This is a genomic window from Romboutsia sp. BSD2780061687b_171204_C1, from assembly GCF_015560225.1.
GTDB lineage: Bacteria > Bacillota > Clostridia > Peptostreptococcales > Peptostreptococcaceae > Romboutsia_C > Romboutsia_C hominis.
The window spans coordinates 1-12,638 of the sequence record NZ_JADMRK010000014.1 but is presented as its reverse complement, the minus strand read 5'-3'; the positions used below and the strand labels follow the sequence as shown (position 1 = coordinate 12,638).

Below are 12,638 nucleotides of genomic sequence, written 5' to 3'. Positions count from 1 at the left end.
ATATATTATATTCTTACCACGAATTACCTAAGTTTAAACTCTGATTTTGTTTCTCCAATAATTTTTCCTCTAGCATTTTTTAATTTTGGATTATGAAACTTAGATAATTTTTCTTTTTCCTCTTTAGATATTAAACCTAATTGATCTAAAGTTTCTACCACTGCACAGTTGGTGGATATATCACTTCCATCTTCTGTCTTAACAGCTATACCTATTCCATTTTTTTTATCTCCTAATAAATATACACCCTCAGATCCCATTTTCCCAAATATTCTTCCTTTGCATGCCTTCATTAATTCTGTACAAAATCTATCACTTCCTCCTACCATCTCGGGATAACTAATCATAGCTTTAGTTATTCTATTTATGTATTCAGATTTTACATATATATTTGTTGGATTAGCCATTTGTGCAAATCCATATGCTAAGTTTTTTAATTTAAGTGCATGTGTTGGAGCACCACATCCGTCTATTCCAATTAAAATATCTTTCTTATCACATCCACATATCTTAGACATATTATTTAATATTCTTTGCTGAACCGGATGTTTCAATTCTAAGTAATCATCTAAATTTTCCTTATTAGCCTTAGCACTAATCAACATCCCACAATGCTTTCCAGAACAACTGTGATGTTTTTTAGTTATATCTTTTCCTGACCTAATTAAATTCTTGTATACATCTAAGTTAAATGGTACCTTAGTTCCACACTTTAAATTATCTTCACTAAGATTTGATTTTTTTAATATACTATTTATCCCCTCTACATGGTAATCTTCACTAGAGTGAGAAGAGCACATTAATGCTATTTCTTTATCACTTATATTATATTTTTCACAAGCTCCACTCTCTAAAACCTGTATTACCTGTATTGGTTTTACACTAGATCTTGCATATATAATTTTCTCTGGATTTGAATAATACTTTAGTAACTTATTATTACTATCGACTACAGCTATATGAACATTATGGCTACACTCAACTAGGCTTCCTCTATATGTATTTACTGCGCCTATCACTTTAATCCTCCTTATAAAAAAAATATTTTATTAATTATTATATGTTATTTTTCTTTGTCTATATATCTTTTTGAAATTAGTTTATATATAAATTATTCACTTTTTAACTTTTAATTGTTTGCATAAAAACTTTTTGGGTAATAAATTATAGAGGTGATTTTTTGAATTCAAAATATGACTGTTTTAAAATAACCTTGCTATTAAAAGAGCTCTACTCTAAGACAATGTATTCTATAGAAGACAATTTTAAAGAAGAAAGTTTGACTTATCAACAAATTATAGTAATTAAAATTATTGCTCACAATGATGATTTAACAATATCTGATCTTTGCAAAAAAATGTCTTTAGCAAAAGGTACTGTTTCAGGTATAGTTGCTAGACTTGAACAGAGTGGATATTTGGAGAAATTTAAAAAGGAAACTGATAAACGAAATACTTATCTAAAATTTACTGATAAAGGAAAGTCTTTTGCTTTTGAGTTTCGATCTAAGATTCAAAAAAGTTTTGATAATACTTTTAGAAATTGTAATAATGAAGATTTACACGATCTTAAACTAAACTTAGAAAATATTTTATCTAAAATTAAGGAGTGACAACTATGAGTACTAAACTGATAATGGCTATTACATTCATTACATTCGCACTTATATTTTACACTGTAGGTGTTTTTAGCGAAAGAAGAGCTAATACCTTAACTAAAAAACATGTTATAATATTTTGGTTAGGCCTTGTATGTGATACATTAGGTACAACTACAATGACTAGTATAGCTTCTAGCGGAAATTTATCTATCTCTCCTGTTGCAGAGAGTATACATGGGATAACAGGTTTACTTGCTATAGTTCTTATGCTATTTCATGCTTTTTGGGCAACTTATGTATTATATAAAAATAATGAAAACCAAAAGAAAGTATTCCATAAATTTAGTATAGTGGTTTGGTCTATATGGCTTATACCTTACTTTATTGGAATGTTTATCGGAATGATGCATTAGTAGATATAAAATATAAAAAGAACGTTGTATTAATACAACGTTCTTTTTATATTTTATAAGATAATAGTAAACTTAGTACCCTTGTTTATTTCACTTTCTAAGTATATCTTACCATTGTGAAGTTCAACTATCTGTTTTGTTATAGTAAGTCCCAATCCACTTCCACCTTTTACTTCTGAGTTTGCATCTACAACTTGATTAAATCTATTAAATATGGATTCATGGTATTTATTATCTATACCTATACCTGTATCTTCTACAGTAATTATTACATTGTCATTATCTTCTTTTATAGTTATTATAATTTTTCCACCCCTCGGTGTAAATTTAGCAGCATTTCCCACTAAATTAACTATACATCTCTCAATTTCACTAGCATCACATACGATATATTTTTCCTCAACCTCTGGGTCAATTATTAACTCTATACCATTGTTTTCTACATACTCTTTTAATGATAATGTGGCTTCTTCAACCACATATACAATGTCATTTTCTTTTAGGTCTAATTTATATTTGCCATATTCTATCTTTGTAGTGTCAATTAGATTATTTATTAGCCTTAATAATCTTTTGGTGTTTCTATCCATTACCATCATATATTGAGATAATTTTTCTCGTTCTATACCACCTTGAGATTTATTAAATTCTGTTATAAGTTGTTCAGTTGTATAAATTACATTAAGAGGCGTTCGTAGTTCATGAGATAAATTTATAAAGTAATTATTTTTTCTTCTTTCTAGGTCTATTACCTTATTTAAAAGCTCATTACTTTTTTGCATCTCTTTTCTTAATTGAGCTGTTCTCTTCTTTACCATATTATCTAAGCGATTCACTCGATTTACATTATAATAAATTATAAATACAAATATTATTATATATATAAAAATTGCTAAGTTACTTTTATAAAATGGGGATTTTATATTAAACTTAACTTGATTTTCACTAGTTATCGTTCCATTATAGCTCCTTGCTTTTACCCTTAATGTGTAATTTCCTGGATCTAAATTGCTATAATTTATATCATTAGATTCAACTTTACGCCATCCTTCTTTAGTCCCTTCTAGCATATAATAATACTGTATATTCTTAGTGTTTCTATAATCAGGTAAAAACAAAGTTATATTTATGAAATTTTCATCATGCTCAAATTCCATGTTATTTATATCATTATATTTTTTGCCATTTATCTCAAAGTTATCAAACATAACTTTAGGCGTGTATTTTTCAGTATTTATATCAGATGGATGGAATATATTTAGTCCATTTATTCCTCCAAATATTAACTCTTCTTTCTTATTTTTATATAAAGCATTTCCATTAAACTCTCCACCTTGTAATCCATCTGTTATGCCAAAATTCTCAAATTTTTTTGTCTTTATATTTAGTCTTGATAAACCTGAATTAGTACTTAACCATAAATTTCCCTTATAATCATTTAAAATCCCATATACGATATCATTTGAAAGTCCCTCTTGGGTTGTATAAGTAGTAAATTTACCCGTTTCTTTATCTAGCTTATTTAAACCATAACTAGTCCCTATCCATAAATCTCCATATATATCTTCATTTATATCTCTTATAGTATTTGAACTTATAGAACTTTCATCATTTTTATCATATTTATAGTTTTTTATTTCTTTTGATTTAGGATCTATACTTATAAGACCATTATCTATAAAACACCCTATCCAGTATACACCACTTTTATCTTCATATATAACTTTAGCAAATAAAGACTCTATTCCTGACTTTTCTAGAACTTCATCTAAATTGATTATATCATTAGTCTTAAAGTTTATTATACTTATCCCATTTGGAGTTCCCACCCATAAGTTATCTTTACTGTCTATAAATACAGTTCTTATATCATCTTCTTTTAGCCCATTGGATTTGTCGTATACAATTATACTATTATCATTCTTATCTATTATATTTAAACCACTTCTAGTTCCTATATATATTTTGTCTTCTTTTCCAGTTATATCATTTATAGAATTATCACTAAGTGTATAGTTTGTATTTTCTCTATTTAAATGACTTACATCTCCATTTTTTCTATTAATTATGTTTATCCCTTTAGAGTTTGTACCAACCCATAATAATTCATCTTCATCTTCATATATACCATGAACTATATTTTCACTTAATGAGTTCTTGTCATTAGGATTATTTTTATAATGAATTATCTTATTTTTAGGGTCAAATATGCTTATGCCCGAATATGTTCCAACCCATATAAGTCCACTTTTATCTTCAATTATATCAAAAACGTTGTCCTGAGATACTGAATTATAGTTGGTACTTTCATTTTTATATGTAATAAATTCTTTACCTTCATTTATTTTTGCAAGTCCCCTATCTGTTCCTACCCATAATGTATCATTACTATCCTTATACACTTCTCTTATAAAGTTACTTGGTATGGATTTGCTATTATTCTGATCATGTATATATTTTTTTATCTCATTAGTTTCTATATTAATTTTATTTAATCCGTTTTTAAAAGTTCCAACCCACATATACCCATCATCATATAATAAAGCATATATGTCATCTTTTATTGTTTTATTTACATCTTCACCTATACTATATTTATATACTTTTTTATTCTTTGTATTTAATTTATCTACTCCACTTTTTGTTCCTATCCATATATTCCCATACTCATCTTCTTCTAATTCACGTATATATTGGCTACTTAAATCTTCTTTTCCTCCTAAAATTCGCTCAAACTTATCTTCTTCAGGATTATATAGATTAAGTCCATCTGATGTTCCTACTATTATATCTCCATCTTTAGTCATAAGAATATCTCCTATGTTATTGTGAGATAAATTTCCACTTTCTTTGTCATTAAAATAGTTAGTTATCTTATCTGTATTAATATCTATTTTACTAAGCCCATTAGCTGTTCCTACCCATATATCTCCATTACTATCTTCTTGAAGGCTTACTATGTAATTGTTCGCTATACTGCTTTTTGACCTTTGATTATGTCTATATATCTTAAAATCATACCCATTATATTTGTTAAGACCATCATTAGTACCTATCCACATGTATCCTTTTTGATCTTGAATAATAACTTCTGCTGTTGACTGAGACAAGCCATCTTTATTGCTTATTTTTGTAAAGTGTACATCATAACCATATACTTTATATCCATCCCCTAATATTAATATAGTTATAAATAAAATCATTCCTGCAATATATTTATTTTTCATTATTTTCCCCTTATTTAAAAATCATTCCTACAAAATTATACTATATTGTACATCATTTTTCTACTTTATATATGTTTCAAAACATCTCTCAAATATATCGGTGCCTATTTTACGGATAAATTAATACTCTTTGCAAAAAAAGAAAAGTGCCAAATGCACTTTTCTTTTTTATATTCCTATAACTTGAGTTACACCTTTAACTTCCTTAACAAGTAAATTTTCAATAATAGCCTTTAATGTCATTGTTGCTCCTGGGCATCCTTTACATGCTCCTTGTAACTTCACTAATACAACTCCTTGGTCATTAACGTCTATTAGTTCTACATCTCCACCATCTCTTTGAAGAATTGGTCTAACTTTCACTAATGCTTTTTCTACCTCTTCTCTCATGTCTATCCCCCTTATTTTCTAATACTTTTAGTATTCTACATAAATCTTGAATTTCCTTTATAGATCTATCTTTTATAAATAATTTGTCTAAACTTTGATTTAATCATATACGCTACTTCTTTTGATTCTCTTATATTAAAAATTAATGTTAATATTATATATATAATTAACCCAATTAATGTAGACCCTATACAAGATATGGCTATAAGTTGTTTTTGTTTTTCAAAAATATTCATTCCTAGATTAACTATCTCATAGTATGAAAATTTTATTATTAACCCCATAATAATTGATGCTATCGCTACTTTTATAAAAGTTATTATTGTATTTTTCATACCTATTCTTCCTATCTTTTTTCTAAGAGATATAAATAATAATACAGACGTTGCTATAGCAGATATAGAACTAGCTAAAGCAAGACCACCTATACCCATATATTTAACTAGGACAATAGATAATATTACATTTATTATAACGGATACAGTTGCATTTTTTACTGGGGTCTTTGTATCTTGTAGTGAATAAAATGATTTAGAAAGTATCTCTCTTAATCCATACGCAACTATACCCATAGAGTAATAAAGTAGTGCTGTTGATGTTAATTCAGTAGCTTTTGAGTTAAATGATCCATGTTCAAATAACAAAGTTACTATAGGTGTTGATAATCCCATTACTATAACCATTATAGGCATCATAGCTATCAGTGTTATATTTAAAGATTTTGATACGTTATATTTAAAAGCTTTTATTTTTTTTTCACTAGCTAATTTAGATAGTATTGGATACATTACAGTAGATAAAGATATTACTATAATACCTACTGCAAACATATTTAGCTTATTTGCATAGTTTAGAGCTGTTATACTCCCAGAATCTAGTGTAGATGCTAAAGTTCTATTAACAACTGTATTTATTTGGTTAACATAAGAACCTAGAAATACTGGCAATATAAGATATAATATCTTTATTATATTTTCATCCTTAAAATCTATAATAAATTTATACTTATATCCATGTTTAAATAAAAATGGTATCTGAAATAAAAGCTGTGCTATATATGCAAATAAAGTACCATATACCATAAAATATGAGTTTGTTATTGAGCCTAAAGCTATTGCTATCATTACAAATATATTAAATGGTATCGTTATTAAACCTGATATGTGAACATCTCCTGATGCAACTAAAAAAGATGTTATTAAACCATTTATAGCTATAAATATCATAGAAAAAATTAATATTCTAGAATAAGATATAGTTAAATTTAACACCTCTCCTTTAAATCCCATAGCAAATATCTTGACTATATATGGAGCAAATAATATTCCTATTACGATTAATATCATACTTATTACAGTTACTATATTTAATACATTACTTGTAAATTTATATACTTCATCTATTCCCTTTTTCTCTCTTATACTAAAAAACATTGGTATAAATGTTGTTCCAAGAGATGCACTTATACCATCAAATAGTACTACTGGTATATTAAGTGCTGTAAGATATGCGTCTGTTATATGACCTGCACCAAATGTCCTCGCTAGTACTATATCCCTTAAAAAACCTGTCACTTTTGATGTTAATATTATAATCATTAAGATAATAGCTGCTTTTTTTGTTGTTTTAGCCATATTAGATCCTCATTTCTAAATTTTATTATTACAATTTATTTTTCTAATAAATTTTTTAATTTAAGCTATTATATAATGATACCACTTTTTTTACTATTATTAAACTTTGTTTAATTTTTATACAAAAAGTGCGTACTTTTAAGTACGCACTCTTTATTTATTTCCCTGCTAGTCTCTTATATGTTTCATATCTTTCTTGTATATTTTCTTCTAGTTGTGTAAATAATTCCTCTGCTACATCTGGGAATTGCTTAGCTATTGCAGAATATCTTACTTGACCCATTATAAAGTCTCTTACATTTCCTTTTGGTTCTTTTGAATCTAAGTTAAATGGATTTTTATTTTCTTTCTTAAGTTCTGGGTTGTATCTATATAAATGCCAATATCCACTAGCAACTGCTTCTGCTTCATTATGAACGCTTCTTCCCATACCTTCTTTTAATCCGTGAGATATACAAGGTGCATATGCTATTATTAATGAAGGCCCATCATATTTTTCAGCTTCCATTACTGCTTTAATAAGTTGATTTTTATCTGCACCCATAGATACTTGTGCTACATATACATTTCCATAACTCATAGCCATCATACCTAAATCTTTTTTCTTAGATTTCTTACCTGATGCAGCAAATTTAGCCATAGCTGATAATGGAGTAGACTTTGATGCTTGTCCTCCTGTATTTGAATATATCTCAGTATCAAATACTAATACATTTACATCTTCTCCTGATGCTAGTACATGATCAAGTCCACCATAATCAATATCATATGCCCAGCCATCTCCACCTACTATCCATTGAGATCTTTTAACTAAATAATCTTTTCTAGCTTTAATTTCATCTACTAATTCTTTAGCTTTTCCACTAAATGATTTGTTTTCTATAACTTCTATAACCTTTTTACTAGCCTCTTTAGATGCTTCTCCATCATTCATAGTATTTATCCAATTTTCAAATACATCTTTATACTCATTAGATTCTTCACTAGCCACTAACTCTTCCATTAAGTCACGTAACTTTAATCTAATTTGTTTTACACCTAAATACATACCATATCCAAACTCTGCATTATCTTCAAATAATGAGTTAGCCCATGCAGGACCTTTTCCTTCATGATTTACAGTGTATGGAATTGAAGGTGCTGAACCACCCCAAATTGATGAACATCCTGTAGCATTTGCTATCATCATTCTATCTCCATATAATTGTGTTACAAGTTTTATATAAGCAGTTTCTCCACATCCTGCACAAGCTCCTGAGAACTCAATAAGTGGAGTTCTAAATTGAGAGTCTTTTACATTATTTGCAGTAACTAGATCTCCTTTATATGATACTTTAGATACTGCATAATCCCAGTTTGGTATTTCTGCATCTATCTGAGTATCTAGAGGTTTCATCACTAATGCTTTGTCTTTAGCTGGGCATATATCTGCACAGTTTCCACAACCTGTACAGTCCATAGTATCTACTTGCATTCTATATTGTAAACCACCAAATGCTTTTCCAACAGCTTTTTTAGTTCTGAAAGTTTCAGGTGCATTATTTACTTCTTCTTCATTTAATAAGAATGGTCTTATAGTTGAATGAGGGCATATATATGAACATTGATTACATTGAATACAGTTTTCTAGTATCCATTCTGGAACATTAATTCCTATACCACGTTTTTCATAAGCTGCGGTTCCTGCTGGGAATGTACCATCTTCTATTCCATTAAATGCACTTACAGGTAAAGAATCTCCTTCTTGGGCATTCATAGGTCTTAATATTTCTCTTATAAATTCTGGCTCATTTTCATGATGTTCTTCACTATCTGTTGCATTTGCCCATGAATCTGGTATATTTATCTTTACTAGAGCACTCTTACCTTGCTCTACTGCTTCATAGTTCATATTAACAACTTTTTCACCCTTTTTACCATAAGCATTACTTATTGATGATTTTAAATATTTAGTTGCCTCTTCTTCAGGTATTATATTTGCTAATTTAAAGAATGCTGATTGCATTATCATATTTATTCTATTTCCAAGACCAATTTCTTGTGCTATTTTAGTAGCATTGACTGTGTAGAAGTCTATATTATTTTTAGCTAAGTAATTTTTCATCTTTGCTGGTAAATGCTCTTCTAATTCTTTTTCATCCCATATTGTATTTAATACAAATGTACCATTTGATTTTAATCCTTTTAATAAATCATATTGAGTTACATATGATTGATTATGACAAGCTATATAATCTGCACTATCTATTAAATAAGTAGATCTTATTGGTTCATCTCCAAATCTTAAGTGAGACATAGTTACCCCACCAGATTTTTTAGAATCATATGCAAAGTATGCTTGAACATACTTATCTGTATTATCTCCTATTATCTTTATAGCTTGTTTATTTGCTCCAACTGTACCATCTGATCCAAGTCCCCAGAACTTACAATTTATAGTTCCTTGTTTTACTACTTTAAGTTCTTCTTTAACTTCTAAAGATTTATGAGTTACATCATCAACTATTCCTACTGTAAATTGATCTTTTGGATTGTCACATACTAAGTTATCAAATATAGCTTTTATATCTGTTGGTGTTACATCCTTTGATCCAAGTCCATATCTACCACCTATAATCATAGGAGCATTTTCTTGTCCATAATATGCAGCACGTACATCTAGATACAGAGGTTCTCCTATTGCACCTGGTTCTTTAGTTCTATCTAGTACACATATTTTGTTAACACTCTTTGGAATTACTTTTAATAAATGTTCCTTACTAAATGGTCTAAATAAATGAACTTTTACCAGTCCATATTTCTCGCCTTTTGCATTTAATTCATCTATAGTTTCTTCAATAGCCTCAGTTACTGAACCTATTGCTATTAATATTTCTTTTGCATCTTCTGCTCCGTAGTAGTTAAATAATCCATATTGTCTACCTGTTAATTCGCCAATTTTATTCATATAATTTTCTACTATCGGAACTATTTCTTCATAATACTTATTACTTGCTTCTCTTGTTTGGAAGTATATATCAGGATTTTGAGCTGTACCACGAGCTACAGGATGATTTGGAGATAAAGCTCTATTCCTAAATTCTTGCAATGCCTTTTTGTCTAGTAAGTTTGCATAGTCTGAGTACTCAAGTACTTCTATTTTTTGTATTTCATGTGATGTTCTAAATCCATCAAAGAAATGTATAAAAGGAAGTCTTCCTTTTATTGCTGCTAAATGAGCTACGGGTGCTAAGTCTGCTACCTCTTGAACTGACCCTGATGCTAACATTACACATCCAGTTTGGCGTGCTGCCATAACATCTTGATGATCACCAAATATTGATAATGCTTGGGCTGCTAAGGCACGAGCACTTACATGGAATACTCCTGGAAGCAACTCTCCTGATACTTTATACATATTAGGTATCATAAGAAGCAATCCTTGTGATGCTGTATAAGTAGTAGTTAATGCTCCTGATTGTAGTGATCCATGAAATACTCCTGCTGCTCCTGCCTCAGATTGCATTTCAACAACATTTACTTTTTGATTAAATATATTTTTTAAACCTTTAGCTGACCAATCATCCACTGATTCTGCCATATTTGATGATGGTGTTATTGGAAATATTGCAGCTACCTCAGTATAAGCATATGATACATATGCTGCTGCTGCATTTCCATCCATAGTTTTCTTTATTTTTCCCATAGTTTTTCTCCTTCTATGTAAATAATATCATGACTTCTATTTATTATTTTTCCATAAAGCAGCTTTAATATTCTACTTTAATAAATTTATATTATTAATTTTATATAGTCCTATCTTTAATATTTCTGTCGTAATATAATGCGCCTAATATAGATAGCATATTACACCCTAATAGAAATAAATTAGCTTTATCCAAGGAAAACTTCTCTATAAAATATCCAACACTAGCAGTTCCAATTATAGTTGATACACTATTAAATATAGCAAATGCTACTAACTGTGATGATGTTTTTAAATTACTAGGAGATATTCTATCTATTATTATTTTTCCTACTACTAATATTATTGGTAATGTAAATGCTTGTAGGACAGCACTAATATATATAATATTTATATTACTTCCAAATCTTAGGATTAGTATTTGAAGAAATAGTCCTAATGGTGATAATAATAATAATTTGTCAGGACTTAATTTATGCATAATTTTTTGTGCTAAAATAAGCATAGCTATCTCACTTATTGAGCTTATAAAATTAAATATTCCTAAGTTTACAGTGTTTCCCCCTACATATTCTATTCTATAAGGTACTAACTGACAGTATCCTCTAAACGGGATACAAATTATTAATAATATAATTACAGTGAGTATATATTCTTTATTATTGAATAACTCTTTTAAATTTCCACAACCCTTATATTCTTTTACCGTATCTTTTATCTTAAGGCTTATAAATAGAGTTAATGACAACATTATTAGATATATTATGTTTAATATATGATATCCATACTTTTCTGTTATAATTCCTGATGCTAATACTCCAAATGCCCACCCAGTTGAACCAAAAGCTCTAAAAAATCCAAATTTTGACTTTGCATTTTCTCCACTTTCTATTACCCAACTATCAGGTATACTAGTCAATATATAATAAAAAAATCCCATAATTACAAAACTAATATAAAATAATATTTTAATATTTATAAAAATAGCTAAAGCTGTACTAAACATTACACCTAATAAAGAAAATATAAATATTTTTTTAATTGTTTTTAATTTATCACAGCAACAACCTGCTATTAGTTGTCCCAAAATTCCGCTTACAGTGTAAAAACTTATTAATGTAGCCGTTTCTATTGGACTAAACCCTTTATATTGTAAAAATGGAATCAGCATTCCTGCTATACTTGATAATCCAAAGAATAATAGAAAATACAAAAACTTAAATAAAATTAAATCCAATTCATCCCTCCTTAATATAAATAAAATTTAGTATTCCCTATTATCTATAATTTGAGTATAGATAAACAAAAAAAGAAACTATTTTTCAATAGTTTCTTAAAATAAAAAAGATTACGTGGCTACGTCTTACTCTCCCAGGGGGTCGCCCCCCAAGTACCATCAGCGCTAAAGAGCTTAACTTCTGTGTTCGGTATGGAAACAGGTGTATCCTCTTTGCTATAATAACCACATAATCTTTATCTGGAGCGGGTGAAGGGGATCGAACCCTCACAGCCGGCTTGGAAGGCCGGAACTCTACCATTGAGCTACACCCGCATATTTAGTTTTATTAGTACTTTCAAAACTGTATACCATTTAGATTCATCATTTAAATGAGGTCAAGTCCTCGACCTATTAGTATCGATAAGCTAAATACATTACTGCACTTACACCTTCGACCTATCAACCAGGTA

Annotated in this window: 8 protein-coding genes, 1 tRNA gene and 2 rRNA genes; 2 read left to right on the top strand and 9 right to left on the bottom strand. The window is 28.7% G+C overall.

Features of this window, described 5'->3' with window-relative positions; translation table 11 throughout:
* Positions 1 to 23 precede the first annotated feature (23 nt).
* Positions 24 to 1,019: an asparaginase gene (locus tag I2H23_RS13930; protein ID WP_202819466.1), complete on the bottom strand. Its 996-nt coding sequence runs from the start codon at positions 1,017 to 1,019 to the stop codon at positions 24 to 26.
* 161 nt (positions 1,020 to 1,180) lie between these two features.
* On the opposite strand from I2H23_RS13930, the gene I2H23_RS13925 reads away from it, so the two are divergent.
* A complete protein-coding gene (locus I2H23_RS13925; protein ID WP_243248316.1) occupies positions 1,181 to 1,612 on the top strand; it encodes a MarR family winged helix-turn-helix transcriptional regulator in 432 nt (143 codons plus the stop codon).
* 5 nt (positions 1,613 to 1,617) lie between these two features.
* On the top strand, positions 1,618 to 2,013 hold the full coding sequence (locus I2H23_RS13920) for an HsmA family protein (RefSeq protein WP_092923050.1): 396 nt from the start codon (positions 1,618 to 1,620) through the stop codon (positions 2,011 to 2,013).
* 53 nt (positions 2,014 to 2,066) lie between these two features.
* Here I2H23_RS13920 and I2H23_RS13915 read toward each other — a convergent pair whose 3' ends face one another.
* The 8 genes from I2H23_RS13915 to I2H23_RS13880 all read right to left on the bottom strand — a co-directional run.
* Positions 2,067 to 5,240: a ligand-binding sensor domain-containing protein gene (locus tag I2H23_RS13915; RefSeq protein WP_243248315.1), complete on the bottom strand. Its 3,174-nt coding sequence runs from the start codon at positions 5,238 to 5,240 to the stop codon at positions 2,067 to 2,069.
* Positions 5,241 to 5,408: 168 nt separating this feature from the next.
* Positions 5,409 to 5,630 (bottom strand): NifU family protein, encoded by a 222-nt coding sequence (locus I2H23_RS13910; protein ID WP_092923047.1) that lies wholly within the window; start codon positions 5,628 to 5,630, stop codon positions 5,409 to 5,411.
* A 65-nt stretch (positions 5,631 to 5,695) separates the two neighbouring features.
* A complete protein-coding gene (murJ, locus tag I2H23_RS13905; protein ID WP_195581842.1) occupies positions 5,696 to 7,264 on the bottom strand; it encodes a murein biosynthesis integral membrane protein MurJ in 1,569 nt (522 codons plus the stop codon).
* Positions 7,265 to 7,421: 157 nt separating this feature from the next.
* Complete coding sequence (nifJ, locus tag I2H23_RS13900) at positions 7,422 to 10,949, bottom strand: pyruvate:ferredoxin (flavodoxin) oxidoreductase (protein WP_195581840.1); 3,528 nt, start codon at positions 10,947 to 10,949, stop codon at positions 7,422 to 7,424.
* 100 nt (positions 10,950 to 11,049) lie between these two features.
* Positions 11,050 to 12,186 (bottom strand): MFS transporter, encoded by a 1,137-nt coding sequence (locus I2H23_RS13895; RefSeq protein ID WP_166504838.1) that lies wholly within the window; start codon positions 12,184 to 12,186, stop codon positions 11,050 to 11,052.
* 113 nt (positions 12,187 to 12,299) lie between these two features.
* A 5S ribosomal RNA gene (gene rrf, locus I2H23_RS13890) occupies positions 12,300 to 12,416 on the bottom strand.
* An 11-nt stretch (positions 12,417 to 12,427) separates the two neighbouring features.
* Positions 12,428 to 12,501, bottom strand: a tRNA-Gly gene (locus I2H23_RS13885).
* 58 nt (positions 12,502 to 12,559) lie between these two features.
* Positions 12,560 to 12,638, bottom strand: a 23S ribosomal RNA gene (locus I2H23_RS13880); the annotation flags it as partial.

Bases quoted from the DNA above. Each gene is read 5' to 3' on its own strand.
- I2H23_RS13920 (WP_092923050.1), top strand. From the start codon at position 1,618: ATGAGTACTAAACTGATAATGGCTATTACATTCATTACATTCGCACTT.
- murJ (WP_195581842.1), bottom strand. From the start codon at position 7,264: ATGGCTAAAACAACAAAAAAAGCAGCTATTATCTTAATGATTATAATA.
- I2H23_RS13915 (WP_243248315.1), bottom strand. From the start codon at position 5,240: ATGAAAAATAAATATATTGCAGGAATGATTTTATTTATAACTATATTA.
- I2H23_RS13910 (WP_092923047.1), bottom strand. From the start codon at position 5,630: ATGAGAGAAGAGGTAGAAAAAGCATTAGTGAAAGTTAGACCAATTCTT.
- nifJ (WP_195581840.1), bottom strand. From the start codon at position 10,949: ATGGGAAAAATAAAGAAAACTATGGATGGAAATGCAGCAGCAGCATAT.